The 17,642-nt window shown below is 61.2% G+C and carries 26 protein-coding genes; 8 read left to right on the forward strand and 18 right to left on the reverse strand.

All coding sequences use genetic code 11. The features are described from left to right. Positions 1-23: 23 nt before the first annotated feature. From HOY34_RS11245 to HOY34_RS11255, 3 genes are read right to left on the reverse strand one after another with little or no spacing between them, the layout of a single operon-like run. The gene (locus HOY34_RS11245; protein ID WP_172362837.1) at positions 24-194 is read right to left on the reverse strand and encodes a hypothetical protein; all 171 of its coding nucleotides are present in this window, start codon (positions 192-194) and stop codon (positions 24-26) included. Then, positions 191-418: a hypothetical protein gene (locus HOY34_RS11250; RefSeq protein ID WP_172362839.1), complete on the reverse strand. Its 228-nt coding sequence runs from the start codon at positions 416-418 to the stop codon at positions 191-193. Before HOY34_RS11250 ends, HOY34_RS11245 begins: the two co-directional genes overlap by 4 nt. A gap of 17 nt (positions 419-435) precedes the next feature. After that, positions 436-723: a lysozyme family protein gene (locus tag HOY34_RS11255; RefSeq protein WP_172362841.1), complete on the reverse strand. Its 288-nt coding sequence runs from the start codon at positions 721-723 to the stop codon at positions 436-438. Positions 724-845: 122 nt separating this feature from the next. Here HOY34_RS11255 and HOY34_RS11260 point away from each other — a divergent pair, with 122 nt between their 5' ends. Then, positions 846-1,076, forward strand: coding sequence for a hypothetical protein (locus HOY34_RS11260; RefSeq protein WP_253944386.1), 231 nt, complete (start codon positions 846-848; stop codon positions 1,074-1,076). A 127-nt stretch (positions 1,077-1,203) separates the two neighbouring features. Further along, positions 1,204-1,593: a hypothetical protein gene (locus HOY34_RS11265; protein WP_172362845.1), complete on the forward strand. Its 390-nt coding sequence runs from the start codon at positions 1,204-1,206 to the stop codon at positions 1,591-1,593. 242 nt (positions 1,594-1,835) lie between these two features. On the opposite strand, the gene HOY34_RS11270 is transcribed toward HOY34_RS11265, so the two are convergent. Both HOY34_RS11270 and HOY34_RS11275 read right to left on the reverse strand, forming a co-directional pair. Next, the gene (locus HOY34_RS11270; RefSeq protein ID WP_172362847.1) at positions 1,836-2,261 is read right to left on the reverse strand and encodes a GFA family protein; all 426 of its coding nucleotides are present in this window, start codon (positions 2,259-2,261) and stop codon (positions 1,836-1,838) included. Between the two features lie 141 nt (positions 2,262-2,402). Beyond that, entirely contained in the window at positions 2,403-3,317 is a 915-nt protein-coding gene (locus HOY34_RS11275) for a DMT family transporter (RefSeq protein ID WP_172362849.1), read from the reverse strand. A gap of 403 nt (positions 3,318-3,720) precedes the next feature. Here HOY34_RS11275 and HOY34_RS11280 point away from each other — a divergent pair, with 403 nt between their 5' ends. Then, positions 3,721-3,984 carry a hypothetical protein gene (locus HOY34_RS11280; RefSeq protein WP_172362851.1) on the forward strand — a complete coding sequence of 88 codons (264 nt, stop codon included), beginning with the start codon at positions 3,721-3,723 and terminating at the stop codon, positions 3,982-3,984. A 33-nt stretch (positions 3,985-4,017) separates the two neighbouring features. Continuing rightward, positions 4,018-5,283, forward strand: a complete 1,266-nt coding sequence (locus HOY34_RS11285) for a tyrosine-type recombinase/integrase (RefSeq protein WP_253944388.1) — start codon at positions 4,018-4,020, stop codon at positions 5,281-5,283. 330 nt (positions 5,284-5,613) lie between these two features. Here the strand turns inward: HOY34_RS11285 and HOY34_RS11290 are convergent, their stop codons facing one another. From HOY34_RS11290 to HOY34_RS11300, 3 genes are read right to left on the reverse strand one after another with little or no spacing between them, the layout of a single operon-like run. Beyond that, positions 5,614-5,835, reverse strand: a complete 222-nt coding sequence (locus HOY34_RS11290) for a hypothetical protein (RefSeq protein WP_172362853.1) — start codon at positions 5,833-5,835, stop codon at positions 5,614-5,616. Beyond that, positions 5,832-6,041, reverse strand: coding sequence for a hypothetical protein (locus HOY34_RS11295; RefSeq protein ID WP_172362855.1), 210 nt, complete (start codon positions 6,039-6,041; stop codon positions 5,832-5,834). Before HOY34_RS11295 ends, HOY34_RS11290 begins: the two co-directional genes overlap by 4 nt. Before the next feature lie 2 nt (positions 6,042-6,043). Continuing rightward, a complete protein-coding gene (locus HOY34_RS11300; protein WP_172362857.1) occupies positions 6,044-6,586 on the reverse strand; it encodes a lysozyme in 543 nt (180 codons plus the stop codon). Positions 6,587-6,708: 122 nt separating this feature from the next. Here HOY34_RS11300 and HOY34_RS11305 point away from each other — a divergent pair, with 122 nt between their 5' ends. The 3 genes from HOY34_RS11305 (at position 6,709) to HOY34_RS11315 (ending at position 8,708) form a co-directional block, all read left to right on the forward strand. Beyond that, positions 6,709-6,939 carry a hypothetical protein gene (locus tag HOY34_RS11305; protein WP_253944389.1) on the forward strand — a complete coding sequence of 77 codons (231 nt, stop codon included), beginning with the start codon at positions 6,709-6,711 and terminating at the stop codon, positions 6,937-6,939. 101 nt (positions 6,940-7,040) lie between these two features. Beyond that, a complete protein-coding gene (locus tag HOY34_RS11310) occupies positions 7,041-7,430 on the forward strand; it encodes a hypothetical protein (RefSeq protein WP_172362861.1) in 390 nt (129 codons plus the stop codon). Between the two features lie 141 nt (positions 7,431-7,571). Then, positions 7,572-8,708: a Hint domain-containing protein gene (locus HOY34_RS11315; RefSeq protein ID WP_172362863.1), complete on the forward strand. Its 1,137-nt coding sequence runs from the start codon at positions 7,572-7,574 to the stop codon at positions 8,706-8,708. Positions 8,709-9,119: 411 nt separating this feature from the next. Here HOY34_RS11315 and HOY34_RS11320 read toward each other — a convergent pair whose 3' ends face one another. The 8 genes from HOY34_RS11320 to HOY34_RS11355 all read right to left on the reverse strand — a co-directional run bounded on the left by HOY34_RS11320 (position 9,120) and on the right by HOY34_RS11355 (position 16,019). After that, entirely contained in the window at positions 9,120-9,476 is a 357-nt protein-coding gene (locus tag HOY34_RS11320) for a hypothetical protein (protein ID WP_172362865.1), read from the reverse strand. 256 nt (positions 9,477-9,732) lie between these two features. Continuing rightward, positions 9,733-10,002, reverse strand: a complete 270-nt coding sequence (locus HOY34_RS11325) for a hypothetical protein (RefSeq protein WP_172362867.1) — start codon at positions 10,000-10,002, stop codon at positions 9,733-9,735. Positions 10,003-10,092: 90 nt separating this feature from the next. Continuing rightward, positions 10,093-11,139 carry a hypothetical protein gene (locus HOY34_RS11330; RefSeq protein ID WP_172362869.1) on the reverse strand — a complete coding sequence of 349 codons (1,047 nt, stop codon included), beginning with the start codon at positions 11,137-11,139 and terminating at the stop codon, positions 10,093-10,095. Next, positions 11,139-12,548 (reverse strand): hypothetical protein, encoded by a 1,410-nt coding sequence (locus HOY34_RS11335; protein ID WP_172362871.1) that lies wholly within the window; start codon positions 12,546-12,548, stop codon positions 11,139-11,141. The genes HOY34_RS11330 and HOY34_RS11335 overlap by 1 nt, the downstream gene beginning before the upstream one ends. 62 nt (positions 12,549-12,610) lie before the next feature. Continuing rightward, positions 12,611-12,910 (reverse strand): tail fiber assembly protein, encoded by a 300-nt coding sequence (locus HOY34_RS11340; protein ID WP_172362873.1) that lies wholly within the window; start codon positions 12,908-12,910, stop codon positions 12,611-12,613. Next, the gene (locus HOY34_RS11345) at positions 12,903-13,469 is read right to left on the reverse strand and encodes a hypothetical protein (RefSeq protein WP_172362875.1); all 567 of its coding nucleotides are present in this window, start codon (positions 13,467-13,469) and stop codon (positions 12,903-12,905) included. Before HOY34_RS11345 ends, HOY34_RS11340 begins: the two co-directional genes overlap by 8 nt. Then, the gene (locus HOY34_RS11350) at positions 13,469-15,241 is read right to left on the reverse strand and encodes a hypothetical protein (RefSeq protein WP_172362877.1); all 1,773 of its coding nucleotides are present in this window, start codon (positions 15,239-15,241) and stop codon (positions 13,469-13,471) included. The genes HOY34_RS11345 and HOY34_RS11350 overlap by 1 nt, the downstream gene beginning before the upstream one ends. After that, on the reverse strand, positions 15,228-16,019 hold the full coding sequence (locus HOY34_RS11355) for a hypothetical protein (RefSeq protein ID WP_172362879.1): 792 nt from the start codon (positions 16,017-16,019) through the stop codon (positions 15,228-15,230). Before HOY34_RS11355 ends, HOY34_RS11350 begins: the two co-directional genes overlap by 14 nt. A gap of 188 nt (positions 16,020-16,207) precedes the next feature. Here HOY34_RS11355 and HOY34_RS11360 point away from each other — a divergent pair, with 188 nt between their 5' ends. Next, the gene (locus HOY34_RS11360) at positions 16,208-16,591 is read left to right on the forward strand and encodes a PRC-barrel domain-containing protein (RefSeq protein ID WP_172362881.1); all 384 of its coding nucleotides are present in this window, start codon (positions 16,208-16,210) and stop codon (positions 16,589-16,591) included. Between the two features lie 65 nt (positions 16,592-16,656). Here the strand turns inward: HOY34_RS11360 and HOY34_RS11365 are convergent, their stop codons facing one another. Both HOY34_RS11365 and HOY34_RS11370 read right to left on the reverse strand, forming a co-directional pair. Further along, entirely contained in the window at positions 16,657-17,025 is a 369-nt protein-coding gene (locus HOY34_RS11365; protein WP_172362883.1) for a hypothetical protein, read from the reverse strand. After that, the gene (locus HOY34_RS11370; protein WP_172362885.1) at positions 17,022-17,210 is read right to left on the reverse strand and encodes a hypothetical protein; all 189 of its coding nucleotides are present in this window, start codon (positions 17,208-17,210) and stop codon (positions 17,022-17,024) included. The genes HOY34_RS11365 and HOY34_RS11370 overlap by 4 nt, the downstream gene beginning before the upstream one ends. Between the last annotated feature and the right edge of the window lie 432 nt (positions 17,211-17,642).

Genomic DNA, 17,642 nt, shown 5'->3' on the forward strand with positions numbered 1-17,642 from the left:
AGCTGCACCTCGTCAAGCACCTGTTAACCCAGAGCGGTGGCAAGGGCCATTACCTCGCACAGGTGGCCCAGAGCCTCGGCCTGGCTGCGTTGGCTGCCCCCGATCTGACGCAGGACGGTGGCGCTCATGGCGACCAGAGCGATGCACTGGCGCATGTTCATGACAGCATCGCCGGAAAACGTGGCGTCCCTCATGCCCGGCCCCCCAGCCCTGCGGATGCCTGATACCCGGCGATGCGGGCCTGTCCCTCGGCCACCAACTGGCGCACCTCGGCGTCACAACCCAGCCTCTCGGCCAAGAGCAGGAGGGAGCCGCCAGCGAGGGCCGCATGTTCATGCACCGAAACGAGGGTCTGGGTCACATCGGTGCGGTTGGTCCGGTCGGTAGCCTCGATCAGGGTCCGGTTGATAAGGCTCATGCCGATGGCGGTGGCGATCAGTTCGGGGTTGGCGGCCGGTTCGGCCAGAGCCTTTCCAGACCCATCCGGGCGCAGATAGGTGCGATGCCCCGCTTCACGCCTTTGGTCTCGCCATAGCAGACGGTCCAGACGGGCGGGCTGGCGATGCGGTCAAGGTTAGCCTCAAGCCACTCACCCTCCCAGGGGCCGACGAAGGCAGCCGCATCGATCAGCACGGCGGCGGCGCCGGTGGCGGCCGAGGATTTCGGGCGGGCAGCAAAAAGCCCCCCGAACCAGGCGAAAAGCCCGGTCAGGAATTTCAGCATGTCGTTCTCCAATTAAAAAGGGCCCGCGAAAGCGAGCCCTTGGGGTAAAGGATTGAATCCGCACTGCTGCGCCGCATATTCGGCGCATGTTCGGGATCAGTTTTCACAAGCGCTTGCGCGACATGCGGGATCGGACGATCCGCCAGCCGGACTATCGGGCCGTCTATGGCCACACGCTGATGGTCGCGCATATGGCTGGCCATCTTATCGCCGATGATCACCCGGGCTGGGCGAGGATCGAGGACGCGGTCCATGCCGCCCGAGGCGGAGACCTTTCAGCTCTGGATACCATTGAGCGCGAAATCGCCCGGATGATGGGCGACGGTGTCAAACCGCCCCGGCTGACGGAATAAGCCTGCTCAATCGCGGCGTGTCAGCCGCAGATGTACGCGCGGCAGCCGGGCAAGGTCAGGTATCGCGGTATGGACTCCACGGCTGCCCGTCGGCTATCCCGCCAAAAATCAAATGGGAGGCTCCGAAATGACAAAAGCCAGGCTGTCGTCGGCAAAGATCGCAATATCTGCACTTCTGGTATCACTTATGGGCGCAAGTAGCGCAGCCGCCAGCGATCCTGCTGGCACCTACAGCGTTGATGGCCTCAATCCCGGCGGTGAGAGTGGCTATACAGGCACGGTCACAGTCAAGCCAACCGGCCAGACCTTCGCTGTCACCTGGGAAGTCGAGGGGCACACAATGGAAGGAACTGCGGTTGTCGCGCATGTTCAGCCGCTGGTGCTTTCTGTCGCATTTGGCTCTGGCGACAGTTACGGGGTCGCCGTTCTTCAGGCTCAGGCAGATGAGACATGGGTTGGAACCTGGGCACTGCACGGGGAATCCGTCTATGGCGCAGAGGTTTGGACGCCACAGTAACTGCAGCTTTCTGCCGCGCGCAGATTGCTCCAGCTCCTGTCACTGACCGACATATCCCTGCGCGCCAGATAGGCGATCAGGCCAGCGCTCAATTCAGCCGTTATGATACACCGCTGCGCATTTTCGCGAGATATGCAAAAACGCCCGGCACTGTGGCCGGACGTGACGTGGAAGTGCTTGCGCCTCAGAGGGCGCGGGTGTCAGCTATGCGGGATGGAGCTGCCCTTCAGATGGACCTGTAACTACTCAGCCGGGCTGAATTTCAGGATCCCTGCAATTTTGGGTGCGCCAGTGGAATCAGAAGGGTGAGAGACGCCGTCCATCACCATGACTTCAGGAAAATCAAACGGACTGACACCTTCGATACATGCGACGTTAATTCCAAACTGACCTGGGTTCGAGCGCCGCTGATGGTGGGTGTAGATACCGCATGTCTTGCAGAAATAGTGCTTCGCGGTTCCGGTATTGAACTGATAAAGTGTCAGAATTTCGTCTCCTTTGACGAATTCAATATCTGAAAGCTGCGCCGAAACAGCGATGGCGCCCCGCATCCGGCAATAGGAGCATGAGCAACGCCGGATCGTGTTGAACTCATCGGTCAGACGCACCTTGAACTGGACTGAGCCGCAATGGCAAGCTGCGTTGTGCTGACGTCGTGAGGTGTTCATCGGTTATCTACCCGCTGCATGGCAATCAACTTAGAATACCGTGTCCGACCGTCCGCAACGGGCCAAAGCGCCGTTGCGTGCCCCATGTGATCACCAGCGCCTCAGATCGGGCCAATGGTATCAGCTATGCGGACAAAGCGGTCATCGACGCAAAGCGAGGATACCGGCCCCGACGATGAGCAACATCCCAAATAACGAAAGCATGTCCGGCACCTCGGCAAAGAAAGCCAAACCCCAAAGGACTGCAAATCCGACATAAGCAAAGTCGAACGCTCCGATCATCGCAGGAGGACCGTTCTGATAGGCAATCGCCGTGCCGATGCTTCCAATCAGGATCGCCGCCGCCAGAAGGCCCATGGACAGCCACTCGGACGGTTCCATGCCAGCCCATGGGGCCAGCAGGAACCCCTGTCGCGCGGTCACCGGCAACAGAAGGATAATTGCTGCCGCCAGTCCGCCGACGACAACAAAGCCGATGTTGAGCGCCAGCGACAGCACCAGGGGGTCTTGCTGGCGGCATCTGGTGCGGGTCAGGATCATCGCCCCGGCATAGAGCATGGCCGAAATCAACGGCAGGATCGCATAGGCGTTGAAATCCCCCGCTTCGGGCCGCAGGATCAGCAACACGCCCAGAAATCCAATGAAAACCGCGGCTCGGCCCCCCTGTGTAATGCGGTCGCCAACAAACACCGCCGAGAGCAGGGTGATGAAGATCGGAAGCGTGTAATAGGCAGCGGCGGCCGCAGAAAGCGTCAACTCCGGCAGCGAAAGATAGTAGCAGATCCACATGCCGACCAGCATCAGGCTGCGGAGGACGGCCCACCCCAACGCGTCGGACCGCCGCAGCCCGCCCCTCGCTTTTGTGGCAAGAACACCCAACAGCACCGGAATGACAATCAGCGAGCGGATGACGAAGATCTGCCAGATGACGAAGCTGCCACTTGTCATCTTTATCAGCGCGTCACCCAGAGAGAGCGCCAGCACGGTCGGGAGTATGACACTCACCGCAAGGGGGATGTTGTCACTACGCCGGGCCACCGGTCTGGTTTGCGACATGTTGAAATCCTCCCGGCTGCGCACCTGAACATTTCAGGAACATCATGAATGAGTCAACGGCAGAAATGGGCTCAAAGGGTCGATCCGCTCACAGCCCCGCAATCAGCCCTGCGACGATCAACGCAAACACCACGCGCACGATCAGCGCGTGGATCGGACAGGCGACAACGGGGCGAGGATCACGGATTATCACGGGGCAGCCTCGCTGCGCGAATGCGTTGGATAATCATGTATCGACCCAGCGGAATCTGCTCAGGTTAAGCCGCTAATCTGAATGCCTCTGCGGGCGTGCGCATTGCAAGCGCCTGATGAGGGCGGCGGTTAGGCAACTTCGGCCTTTATGCCTGCGATCCGCACGCAATTGCCAATGCCCTCGCCGCCCGCACAGAGGGAGGCGCAGACAATGGGTGATCTGACCACTGACACCGATACGCTGGTGGCGAGGCTCGTGACGCAGCCGCCGTGCCAGGCGCATAACCTTGAGGCAGCCGACCGCATCAAGACGCTGGAGCTGCTGCTTGCCCGCAACCTGGTGATTGATCGCGGTAGCGCAGAAGAAGGCGCCGACGCCCTCGGCGGCATTGGCCCGGCCATCGAAATGGTCGAAACCTATCGCGAGGCAAACCCGCTGCCAGAAATCGGAGGTGGCGATGGGCATCCGTTCTGATCGCGCCGCCGCGCAAGAGAAAGGGGGCGGATGATGGGTGTAGAGCAGCGAGTCGAAGACCTGGCACCACTGTGCGAGATAAAGGATGCCGCCAGGGCGCTCGGCATTCCGCCAGCAAGCCTGAAATCCGCAGCCGAGAGCCATGGCTATATCGTACGAATGGGCCGCGCTATTCGTCTGGAGCGCGACCGCCTCAATGATCTGGTGAAGAAATGCCGAGACAAGCCAAAGGAGCCCGCCTCCACAAATTCGCCCATCGCCCCCACTGGTATATCCGCGACACGGGTCAGCCCGACCGCAGCACGGGCTGCGAAGCGCCGTGAAGATGCTGAAAAAGCCCTAGCGGCCTATATCGCGACAAAAGGGCGGGACGGTGCAGCCAATGAGCCGGGGAGTGTAACGCTCGGGGAGGTGCTGACGATCTATGCGGAGGAATATGCCCCGACTGTCGCTGACCCGGCGCGAATCGGCTATGCGCTTGAAGCTCCGTTGCCGTTCTGGTCCGCGCTCAAGGTCTCACACGTGAAGGGCGAGACTTGCCGCCGATATGCAAAGACCCGCAAGAAAGTCGCAAAGCGCGACCCCGAAACCCGCGATCCCGTCGAATGGGCTCCAGTAGCGCCTGCTACGATTCGGCGTGAACTTGGCACGATGCAGGCCGCGATCAACTATGCCCATCGAGAAGGATATCTCACCAGCGCCCACGTTGTGACGCTGCCCGAAAAGGTGGATCCGAAAGACCGCTGGCTGACCCGGTCAGAAGCTGCCCGGCTGCTATGGGCAGCCTACCGGGGCCACAAAGCCGGACACCTCGCCCGCTTTATCCTGATCGGGCTTTACACGGGCACTCGCAAGGACGCCATCACCCGGATGGGGTTCACACCGAACACGCGCGGTGGCTGGTTTGATCTTGACCGGGGAATCATGTTCCGAAAGGCCGAGGAAGAGCGCAGCACGAAGAAGCGCCGCACCCCGGCCCCGATTCCCCGGCAATTACTGTCACACCTGCGCCGTTGGCGCAGCGGAGGTGCGGTATGGGCAGTCGAATATAATGGGACGCCCGTGTCCGATGTGAAGCGAGCATTCATCAAAGCTGTTAGTGAAGCAGGGCTGCACGGTGTCACCCCCCACACACTGAAACACACCGCAATCACCTGGGCCATGCAGAACGGTATCACGACATGGGAGGCGGCAGGCTTCTTCGCAACCAGCCAGGAGACCATCGAGAAGGTCTATGGTCACCACTCGCCAGGCTTCATGGAATCGGCCAGAAAAGCGATGGAAAGCCCACGAAAATAAGCCATTCTGTTACGCGTAACAGTTTCGCTTTATCGCCGCCGCTTGTAAGTGATTGATTTAATGGCGCACCCGACAGGTGCCCGCTTTTCACGTAATTTCAACAACTTGCCATGGAAACCACACGCACACGGCACCATTACATATCAATGACTTACGAAATGGTTTGGAAACCAGCCCCCTACTCGTAGCATCCGTAACCCCTACCCCGCGCACCCCGCATCCAGCAGCCGGATCAGCCGCGCCCCGCTGACCACCGCCCGGTCATCAGGGGAATCGGCCAGGGCCGCCGCATGCTCTGCCCGCGCCGCCCTCGTCCCGTCGCAGAGCGCGTCACCGCTGGTGCGGGGGCCGCTCACGCAGCCAGCGGCGGGCATCATCAGGCACAGCGCCATGATCATCCTGAACATCGGTCATTTTCCCCATGGTGTCCTGATAGGCGGCAGCATCCTTTGCCGCCGCCTGTTGCTTTGCCCCTGATCTGCCCCGCCACCAGGCGGCCAGCAGCGCCAGCAGCAGGGCGGCGGGCTTCCACAGCCAGCGCAGCGCGGTCATTTGCGCCCCCAGCCCCGGATCAGCGCAATCGAGGCCAACGCCGACGAGATCACCCCGGCCAGCGCTCCGACAGCGGCATAGAGATTGAACGGGTGAATCGCCAAATGCCCAGTTGCTGGGTCGAAATCGGCCAGCCCGAGCATCGCCAGGATCGCCGCAATGAAGGTGGCGACATAGGTCAGGCCCCGGATGAGGGTCCAGTTCATGGTCAGGCTCCTTGTTTGAGAGATTGCAGGCAGAGCTTTTGCTCAGCGGCGCGGCGGTTGGTCAGGCCCCGGATCACCTTGCCGCCCGCCTTGTCCCACCTGGGCAGCTGATCGCAGGCCCCGCGCCAGTCGCCCGCATTGGCCCGCTTCGCCAGCGTCGAGCTGCAGGCCGCACCCGCCCCGACATTGTAGGTCCAGCTGGTCAGCGCGACCTGGACGCCCTGCGGCTGCAGAGGCAGCGTCGGGATGCACTTGGCCAACTGGGCGTGATACCCGGCCAGAGAGGCGCTGAGCATGTCGAGGCACTGCTGAGCGGTGTATGTGTCGCCCTGCTTCACGCCTTTGGTCTCGCCATAGCAGACGGTCCAGACAGGCGGGCTGGCGATGCGGTCGAGGTAAGCCTCAAGGCGCTCGCCCTCCCAGGGGCCGACGAAGGCAGCTGCGGCGATCCGCACGGCAGCGGTGCCCGTGGCGGCCGAGGATTTCGGGCGGGCAGCAAAAAGCCCCCCGAGCCAGGCGAAAAGCCCGGTCAGGAATTTCAACATGTCGTTCTCCAATGAAAAAGGGCCCGCGAAAGCGAGCCCGTGGGGTAAAAGATTGAATCCGCGCTGCTGCGCCCCATATTCGGCGCATGTTCGGGATCAGTTTTCACAAGCGCTTGCGCGACATGCGGGATCGGACGATCCGCCAGCCGGACTATCGGGTCGTCTATGGCCACACGCTGATGGTCGCGCATATGGCTGGCCATCTTATCGCCGATGATCACCCTGGCTGGGCGAGGATCGAGGACGCGGTCCAGGCCGCCCGAGGCGGAGATCTTTCAGCTCTGGATACCATTGAGCGCGAAATCGCCCGGCTGATGAGCGACGGCGTCAAACCGCCCCGCTTGGCAGAGTAAGCTCACCCAATCGCGGCAGACGGGCACAGTCTGGTATCGAAGTATGGACTCCCCGATAGCCCGTCGGCTATCCCGACAAAAATCAAATGGGAGGCTCCGAAGTGAAGAAAGCCAAGCTGTCAGCGACAACGATCGCAATATCTGCGCTTCTGGTGTCACTCATGGGCGCAAGTAGCGCGGCCGCGAGCGATCCTGCTGGGGCCTACAGCGTCGATGGCCTCAATCCCGGCGGTGAAAGCGGCTATACTGGCACGGTCACGGTCAAGCCAACTGGCCAGACCTTCGCTGTCACCTGGGAAGTTGAGGGGCACACGATGGAGGGAACGGCGGTTCTGGCACATGTTCAACCACTGGTCCTTTCTGTCGCATTTGGCTCTGGCGACAGTTACGGGGTTGCCGTTCTTCAGGCGCAGGCAGATGAGACGTGGGTTGGAACCTGGGCACTGCACGGAGAAACTGCCTATGGTGCCGAGGTTTGGACGCCGCAGTAGCTTCGGCTTTCCACCACTCGCATGTTACCCCACCTGCTATCAGTGCCCGCCATACCTCTGCCGACAATTAGACCAAATCAAACCAAAGTGTGGCCTTTTTTGAGTATCACAAAAGATAATAGCTAAAATGGACGACGAACCATGCCTTTATACTATGTAAATGTATATACTGCAGATTCATTCACTTACTCCTACAATGGCGGCCCCTCTATCAACGGCCTGCCAGCGGAGCATTCCAGTGGTTCGATCGATCCAGCAGCAAATCCAAGCGCAACCCGGCACCTGGTTCTTACACTCAAACCCAATGCCGTACCGATCCGCATTCTGATTGAAGACAACGACACCGGTCGACTAAGCGGGCACCCCAATTCGAACACTTCATTTGATGAAGTCAGTAATGCCCAGCACATTGTCGGAGGAACATATAACGCTGGCGCCCTCATCAATGGGGCCTACACCATGTTTACTGGCGCGAATGGTACCGGCGATCTGTTGGTGACCTACCGTCTTAATGGCAACAATTCGGGTATCGACGCGGGGCCTGTGCAAGGGCTGATTTCAAGTATTCCGCTGTCTCCCGGGCAGTCGATCCACATTCTCAGCTCACGAACGACAGATACCGCAGCATTACCCTATGCACACTACGACGGCGGCGAGACCGCGCCCTGTTTCACCCCCGGCACTTTGATCACAACTAACCAAGGCGACCTCCCGGTCGAAAATTTGCGCCCAGGAGATCGTGTCCTTACCCGTGACCATGGGTTCCAGGTGCTCCGCTGGGTGGGACGGCGAATCTTCACCGCACAGGAAACTGCCGAAAATCCCCGTATCCTGCCGATCACCCTTTGCAGAGGGGTGCTTGGAAATGACATGCCTTCGCAGGATCTGGTCGTCAGCCCTCAACACCGCATCCTTTTGCGGTCCGAGGTAGTCAAGCGTTACTTCGGAAGTTCTGAAGCGCTGGTCCCCGCCAAAAAGCTGCTAGGCCTGCCTGGAGTGAGCCAAGGGTTGCCGGGCACTCCGGTGACCTATCTTCATCTGCTGTTTGACGAACATGAAGTGGTCTTATCCAACGAAGCCTGGACGGAATCACTCATGACCGGGCGAATTGCATTGGAAGCCCTCGGGCTGGAAGCGATCGCGGAAATCAGAATGATATTTCCGGATCTTCTTGAGAGAGAGCACCAAATCCGAAGTGCACGCCCAGTGGTCAAAGGGCGAGAAGGCCGTTTACTTTTGCGCGAGATTGAACAGTCTGCACTGCCCTTTGTCGACTGAACCGGGGAACCCATTTGGTTTGCGAATGGTGACAATGACGTTTGCCGCCATCTGCATCAAAGCCCCGCAATCAGCCCGGACACGATCAGCGCAAAGACCACGCGCACGATCAGCGCGTGGATCGGACAGGCGACAACGGGGCGAGGATCACGGATTATCACGGGGCAGCCTCCCTGCACGAATGCGCTGAATGATCACCTCGAACACTGCCGCCCCCAGCGAGCCGGTCAGATAGGCAACCGATCCGCCCGCCGCCCCGCTGCCAGCCCCAAGGGCATCGGGAGGCAGGCCCAACCAGTGGCCGATAAGCGGCGCACCGAGGCAGCATTCATTCGGCCCTGACCTGATCCATTACGGATGCAAAAAGCCCGGCCAGGAGCCGGGCCACTCGTACGAAACACCTCTGCCGCATCAGATCTTCAATGCGGCCTCAACATTTTTCAGGGTAATTCGAGCGATGCCCAGATTTGAGCTTGCACGCTCAAGAACGACGTAAAGGAACACCGCAGGATTGGATGCCAACGGACGGATAAGATGATACTGCTTCCCAAGCGTAATCAGAATATCCTCGATGCTGTCGCGCACTCCAAGCGAGGCCATTGCCCTGATCTTGGCCTTAACCACATCGGTGTTGGCTGCAGCAGCCGTCTCAACGTCGAAATTTGCCACCTTTATCTCGGAAGCGAGTACGAGGCCCGTTTCAGAATCAACCAGACAGCCAGCGATGAAGCCTGCGAGATTCTGGATTTCGGTGATGTTGATTGCCATTGTCTTCGTTGCCTTAATTGTAGTTCACCAAGTGTGAACTCGATCCGGGCTATGCCTCAAACAAGACTACAAAGCGGCAAACTTTGGTCAAATTGATCCGGATTTTGCGACAATTTCATCCGAATTTTGCGGCGGAAACATCCGGAAAATATGGCAAAAACTTGTCCATCACCCCATCTCGCAACCATGATCGAGCCCACGGTGACCGAAGCCGCCATTAAAAGCCCCTACAGCACCGCAATCGTTACAGGGCAATCTAGCCCTTCTCGCGCATCTCGGTGTAAATCCGGTCGAGCGTGAGCTTCATCGCGCTCAGCGTCTCCTCGATGCGGGCAAGCTGGATGGCCTGCGACTGCTGGGTCTGCTCGAATGCGGTCAGTCGTGCCTCATGACGGTCGAGCCGCTCAACGCTGGCCTGCCCCCGCAGATCAATCTTGCGCGCCCACCAGATCACCCCGGCGATAGCCATGAATTGTGTCCAGCCGGATTGGACAAGCCCAACGAGGCCGTGGGTCGGATCAGTCATAGCGCCTCCTGGGCATTGTCAGTATCTGGCGGGGGGATTGCAAAAGGCCGCCCCGAAGGACGGCCCTGGTTCAGCGTGGTGTGGCGCGGGTCAAAGGCTGATCGTCCTGACGCTTTCCAACGGCAGACCCGGCTCTCCCGGGAACACCGGGTCAGCGGGGTTGTTCAGGCGGATGATGTTGGTGATGTCATGCGGTCGATCCGAGCGGGCCGGATAGCGCATCGTCGCGGGCGTGCCGCCTGCGGTGATCGTCAGTGTGTTGCCTGTCCAGCCAAAGCCCGTGATCGGCAGGCGGGTGCCGCTGGCATCCCACAGCCCAAAGAAATCGGGGCGATCCGGCCTGACCAGCGCCACATCGCCCGGCGTGGTGATCGGCACCGTGACTGCGGATCCGCTGCGTATGACCGCGCCGATCTGCGGGCCGCGCAGCTCGCCCAGGTCGGTGTAGAATTTGGCCATCTTTCGCCCCGCCCATGCGCCAAGCCGGGCATAGCCGCTGAAATCCTCGGCCGGGTGGGTGGTCGCATCGAGATTGGCCGCGTATTTCTCGGCCCCCCGGAAGGTCCGGGTGTCGCCCCCGATCATATCCAGCATCGCATCGCGCAGGCGGTATTCGTTCATCTCATGCAGGGTGAAGCGCGGGCCGAGCAGATCGACAAACCACGGGATCCCATTGGGGTTGCCGGGGTTGATCGCAGTCCTGGCCGCCTGACGGATCGCTTCCATCCCCGCCCGGGCCTCATTGGCAAGGGTTGCGGTGGTGGTGAAGGCCGCATCCTGTTCGCCGTGGGAATAGCAGAGTGCGCCATAGCCCACGCCCGCCCCGGCCATGGCTGCCAGTGCCGCAGTCAGGCGCGGGCCTGCGGTGGTGCCATCGTTTTCCAGCCAGTAATTGTCGGCCGCGCCCGTGTGCTTTTGCAAGACCGCCGAACCATCCCAGGCGCAGTTGAGGTTCTCAAACGTCTCGGTCGAGGTGATCGTCGGGCCGCTGATGCGGCTGTGAACCAGCGCCGGATCTGCGGCGATCAGGCGGCGGATCGACTCGATGAAGGCCGCCCAGGCCCCGCCGACCTGGAAACCCTCACGCCCATAGGACTGGCCGAAAAAAGCCGCATAGCGGGTGCGTTCAAAAGCCATCAGAGCGCCTCATTCAGATCGGTGACATTGGTGAAGGTGATCCGGATCGGGTGATCCCAGGCTGCCGCATTTGGGTTCAGCAGCGTGAACTGATGCGCCAGCAGGCCATGCTGGGTGCCCTGTTTGATCATTCGCGGCGGCTCTCCGGTCCAGTTGGTGCCAGCCGCATTGGCGATGGGCGTCAGCCCCATGTAATAGGCCCCGTCGAGCGAGAAGCGGGTGCCAATCGTATTCAGCCCCTCGGCGCTGGCGCTCAGAGACGCTGTCCTGACAAGCGAATAGGTCCAGAGACCATTGGGTTGGCGGAAATAGTGGGTGCCGTTGGTATTGGTCCAGAGAAAGGGCGCAACCCGACGATCAACGAGGATCTGGCCCGCGAAGATCCGGCGCAAAACTGCTGTCTCGCCCGGGGCAAGGTAGAAGCGGCGCAGGGCTGTCTGGTTGGGAGAAAGCCAGAGCGCCCTGAAATAGGCGCTGGCGCCACAATCAACGATGACGCCCGTCGTGGTGTTCCCGTTGCTGACGATCTCATATTCCCGATCCAGCGCGATCCCCGAGACATCGACCATGATCATGCTGTTCGCGGTGGGCAGCACCTGGTGATAGGCGGGCGCGAAATCTGCCGCATGAACGGCATAGACCCGGTTTGCCCCTGTGACCGCGATCCGGCGCGGGGCAGCCCCTTGCGCGGCCAGCGCTTCCTGCACGCTTTTGGCGCTGGCAAGGGTGCTGGGCGGCGAGCTGGGGGCCTCGGCCACGGTCGCTGCCGCCTTGTCGAAGAACCGCCAGCCCGGAACCACGCCGACCAGCCCAGGATCAGCGGTGCGCTCATAGACCGCGCCGCCCGCCCGGACGGTGGTGCCCACTGGCAGCGTGTTCAGCCAGGCCAGATCGGCCGCCATGTCCTCGGCGGTCGGATAGGTGATCACGGTGGATTGCGCGATGGTTGCAGCGGTCTGGGCATCGCCTGCGGCCTGCTGGCTCTGATCCCGCATGCCTGCGAACTCATCATATTCGCCCTGCCCGATGCTCATCCAGAAAGAGGGCGTGGCCGGGGTGACCGCCGAGTTAAGCAGCGCCGCAAGGGTGTAGCTGGCAGCATCACCGATCTGAATGCGGCCCAGCTCGCGCTCATGGTCCTGCATGCCCTGCTTGCGATCCTGGCTGACCCAGCGGGCGGTGACGATGTAATGGGTGCCGCGAAAGCCCGCGCTGTTGCGCCAGAGCCGGAAGCCTGCCGGGATCTGGCCATCCACCAGCAGGACGCGGCGGACCCGGGCGCTTGGCAGGATCACGTCTGCGCCCTGGGTGTCCAGCCCCGACAGGGTGAAGGTCAGTTCTGCCGCTGTCGAGGGGCTGTCATCGGGCATGGGCACGCGCCCGGTGATGATGCTTGTGGTCAAAGCCATGGCATATCCACGTAAAAAAGCCCGCGCGAGGCGGGTTGTGTCAGGTCAGAGTGTGCGGAGGGTCAGCCTTGCGGAGGCTCAGGCCAGACAGGGGCCAGCGGGTCACTCGTTACATCAGGCAGATCGCGCAGGGCCTGACGATAGGCTTTCCAAGCAACCTCTTCGGCGGCGGTCTGCGGGTAGTCGGTGTTGAAACGGAAATCGCACAGCGCAAGGCGGCGGTCCCGTTCGGCCCGCAGCGCGGCCCAGGCATCCTGGAGCATGACTGCAGCCCCTGGCGCAGGCTCCATGGCGGTGATCGTGGTCGTCTCGCCTGTCAGGGCTGAGATCAGCGTGGTGGTGACTTCGATCATATCAGACATCGGCGCGGCCCTCCAGGACTGTGACGACGCTGGACCATGGCCCAGCCCCCGTCGCTTGCTGCCGCCACCTCACCGCTTTAATGGATGAAGGCACAATTACAGACCCTGAGTAAGCGCTTGTTGTGAATGTAGGCTGGGCAGCCCCAGTGGGGATGGTAAGAGAAGTAATCGATCCCAAAACCGCGCCAGTAACGAGGTTCAGCAATACATCGTGGAGGGAGATGGTCCCAGAGCCAGAAAACATCTGCTCCCCAGCACTCCACGTGTCCGACCCCGTTGGCAGGAACTGCACAAAAATCGGACCGCCATGCACCCCTGACATTCTGATGATCCGGTATCCATTTACACCGGACACGCCGGCATAGTTTAGGGGCGCGGCGCCAATGACGCCCAAAACATTGCTCGCCAACGCCTTCGGTTGAAGCCGGGGCGCATCGCGGGAGCCTTCGAACCCCGCAATCCAGTTTTTCGCCAATGCCTTGAAAAGGTCGGTGGTCGGCGGCTGGTAAGGGTCGGTTTCCGTCTCGGTGATCAGACGGTAATCATAGCCATAGATCATCAGAAAATCTCATAGTGAGGCGAGCCGTCAGGCAGCCATGGTGCGCTGTTTGCGGTGATGAACATGAAGCGTTCGCGCTGCTCGGGCGTGGCCGAGGCATAAGGCGGGGTGCCATTGGGCGGGATCACCCCAAAGCGCCCGCTGAACTGATAGGCCTGCGCGACGACCTCGAACTGGTGGCCTGGGTCAGGTTCGGATCGCTCGATCACCTGGTAAAGGCTGGTGATCTGCCTGCCTGTATCGTCCTGCAGCGCGTCCGTGGTCAGGCGCAGCACGTCAGCCAGATCAATGGCACCGTCCTTCTCGTCCAGCAACAAGGTCAGGTGGGCCGGGGCCGCCAGAAAGCGTCTGAGCAGCCGAAACGATGATATGCGGATGATGCTGTCGCCGCCGCCTTCCAGCCAGGCGGTGTAAATCTTCCTGATCCGGGTCTCGCCATAGGCCCATGCCTCCTGGGCAGCCAGCTCCACCGTGGCCATGAGGCGGTCGTAATTCTCGGCGCTGGTGCTGCTTTTGCTCGGATCAGTCAGAACACTGTGGACGTGGATCTGGGTCAGCCGCTTGTCGTCGCGGTCCTTGCGTGTGACCTCAATGATATCGTCGCGGTCTGTCAGGTCGAAAATCTCGTCATTATCGACGGGGCGATTGGCCTTGAGCCGGATCCGGTTGAGGATGTTCGACGGGAAGATCGACACGCCGAACAGCGCAAGCTCGCCGATCAGCGTATCCACGCCAGTCGGTTTGACGATGTGGCGGGTCAGCAGGACGCCCGGCAGCCAGCGCAGGATCTCGGCGGCATCCTCTGGGCCGGGATAACGGGCCGGGTCGACATTGGTATAGCCCAGCAGGATCTGGATCACCTCATGGACCCGCTTGCGGTCGATAAACAGCACCTGCTGGAAGGTGTCGCCCTCGTTGTGGCTGGCAACCGCGGTGCGGGCAATGCCGCGCCCGGTCAACGTGATCGTATCGCCAGTGCGGGTATAGGTGACGATCTCGGACCCGATGCAGGCACGTCCCGATGTGGGGTATTCAGAATTGCCGATTCCCTCAGGGACAAGCGTCAGACGCATCGCATCCGCATCAATGGCCTCGGCCAGCGCCCCATTGCTTGGCGCCGGGGCGACAGCCTTCTCGTTCTTTGCCAGATCCAGCACATCGGCGGCCTCAAATGACACGCTGCCGCTGGTACCAGGGCCGGAGCGGCTGGTCAGGACATAGTGGCGCTTGCGCACATCAACGACCTGGCCATCCACCAGATAGCCCTGGCAGCGCCGGATCGGGCGGCCCGCATAATAAGGCCAGCGGGCGACGGTCTTGCCCCAGAGCGTTCCGCGCGAGGCCGGATCATAGCCCGGTTCGTCAACCTGCGCCGCGCCGCTGACCCGCTCTGCTTGATACGGGTCAAGGAAGCGGTCGTGGTAAGGCGCGTCGGAAACCGTCGCCTTCATGGTGGCCCTGCGACCAAGCGCGGCCATTTCATCATCAGACCCGGCAATGTTCACCCTGCCCGCTTCCTCGCTGACACTTTGCAGCATCGGGAACCATGTCCCATCCCTGGGCAGATTTGCGCGGGGTTCACAGATGCGCAGCGTGCGGAAGGCCTTGTCGTGCAGAAATGCGGCCTTCGCCTTGCAGGTTGCAAAGGTGTTGAAGCACTTGCGCTGCACACCACCCACCCCGAGCGCGGCGGGGCAACCGCCCTGCCCGAACACGCGCCCGCAGCCGTCCATGTCGATTTCGATCCAGGAAAACGGCTCACGATCCGACATAAGCGCTGACCTCCATGCTCATATCGCCATAGACCGAGCCCGCGCCGAAGCTGGCAGAGAGGGTGTCGCCCGCCCGCCAGCAATAATGCGCGTCGTCAGGATGCAGATCAGGGCAGCTGATCCAGAGGAATGGCCGCCCGTGGTTGTAATGCTCGATGAAAGGCGCGGCATCGCTCTGGATCCACCAGCGTCGCTGCGGCACAAGCGGGATACTGGTCCCGCCCCCCTTCTTCTTGACGCTCACCCCGAGATACTGGCCGCCCCGCGTCACGCTGGGTTTCAGCTCGATATCCAGCGCCATGTTGAGCGGCTTGTAACCTGCCGCCACCCCATCCGGGATGAACAGGCGCGGGCCAATCCATGCGATACCGATTGCGGGCGCGGTCGGGCCCGTGATGCGGATGCGCCAGCGTGAATAGGGCTGTTCCGCAGAGAACAGCATGAACAGGTCGCGGTCGTCGGCTGGTGTCACCGTCGACACCGTGACCCAGCTGGCCCCGGCCAGGCTGCCCTCGACATGCACGGTCGCGCCGCTGGAACCCAGCGTGTGGGCGATGATCGCGGCGCAGTCGCAGTCGACGGGATCGGGCAGCGCGACGGCCAGCGTGGCGGGCATGGCGGCCGGGGTCCAGTAATCATAGGTCTGAGGCCCCAGGGTGTTCGCGGCAAATCCGTCAGGCGTCTGGCTCGACCAGGACAGCGCGCCCTCGGTAAGCACGTTACGATAGGTCACAGCGCTTTCGCTGATGCCCGTGGCCGATGGTTCGATATGGATCATGGTTTCTCCATGCGAAAAGGCCACCCCGAAGGATGGCTGAATGCTCTCGGCGGACGACCGCCAGACAATTTCCGTGTTTTGGCGAAAGACCGCTTCGGCATTCTGAGCCTCGCAACCGAAGCTCAGTCAGCACGTTTTCTACCCACAAGGCGTCACAAACCGTGTCGCCGTGACGGAAGGAGACAAACATGACTATTCAAGCCAGTGTCACCAATCCCGGCACCATTCCCTCGGTGTCTTCGCTCATCTCGGGCCGCACCGTCCAGGGGACCAAAGTTTTCAGTCCGGCCGGAGACGATCTCGGCCACATCGATGACATCATGATTGATGCGCCAACCGGTAAGGTCGTCTACGGCGTGTTACAGTTCGGTGGATTTCTCGGGATCGGGTCCGACCATTATCCGATCCCATTCGGGCGCCTGCGCTACGACAGCGTTCAGGGCGGCTATGTCACCGACTTGACGAAAGAAGATCTCGAAAGCGCCCCACCAGCTGATCGTGACTGGTACGAGAACCGCGAATGGCAGCGCCGGAACTATGATCACTACGGTGTTCCGTATTACTGGCCCTGATCCATCACGACAAAAGGGCCGCCTCTAAAGGGCGGCCCTGATTTTAGTACCTTGTCGGGCGAAGCTCAGGCACCGACTAAAGCGCGGGCTTCGGCCCAGATCTCTTCGCCCCTTGCCCCGTCGCCGATTTCATGCTGGCCGTGGTAACTGTAGGCCATGATCTTCCAGATCAGATCCATCGGCCCTTCCGAGGGGATATCCAGAATGTCGTCAGCAAGCTTGAAGGTTGCCATGCACCAGCGGTCGCCGTTCTCGTCACTGCTGTCGCGCTCCATGTCCGCAGTCCAGCCGTCGAAGCTGCGCTTCCAAGCCAGATAGGCCTGCTGAACCGGCGTTTCCGCCATCGCCTCTACCGGCACAGCCCCCGCAATCAGAGCGGCAAGGCCAGCGGCCGGCCCGGCGGCAAGAAGCTGGCGGCGGTCAATCTTGCTCATGCGACCAACTCCTCAAACAGTGCGCCGAACTCGGGTTCAATGGGGCGGACCGGCATCGGGATTGCCAGCGGCTCCCCATCCTCCCCACGACGGAAGGCGCGGGAAAGGCGGGGGTCGCTGAACATGTCGCTGAGGCGAAGTTCTTGGAAAAGTGCAGGCGTGAGGTTATGTTTGGCCAAGGCCATGATCTGATCCTCCGTTGATCAGGTTGGGGTTAGGCCTCCGGTTGCGTTTGCGGCGCTTCCGGGGGCCGCTTTATTTTCAGGCGGTGATCTGCCTCGACGGCCAGAGCGTTTCCGGCAGCAAAAGGGCCTTTCGATCCGACGCCTCTTTCTCGGCAGCCAGCCAGGCATCGGCAAGGTTTTCGTGGTGGCTCACCAGATCCCACTTCCCGTCCGGGAAAAGAACCTCAACCGCATAGATGGTCCCCTGATCCGAGCCGCCATTCGCGCGGCTTGAACCGCTCCGGGTTTGCCGGAGGCTGATTACAGTTAGTTACGCGGCGATGTCTTCAATTTCCAGAGCCGCGTAGAAGTTTGCTTCTGCCTCTGCTGGCGGGATGCTCCCGATCGGCTCAAGCAGGCGGCGGTTGTTGAACCAGTCGACCCATTCGAGGG

This window comes from Pseudogemmobacter hezensis, from assembly GCF_013155295.1.
Classification (GTDB): domain Bacteria; phylum Pseudomonadota; class Alphaproteobacteria; order Rhodobacterales; family Rhodobacteraceae; genus Pseudogemmobacter; species Pseudogemmobacter hezensis.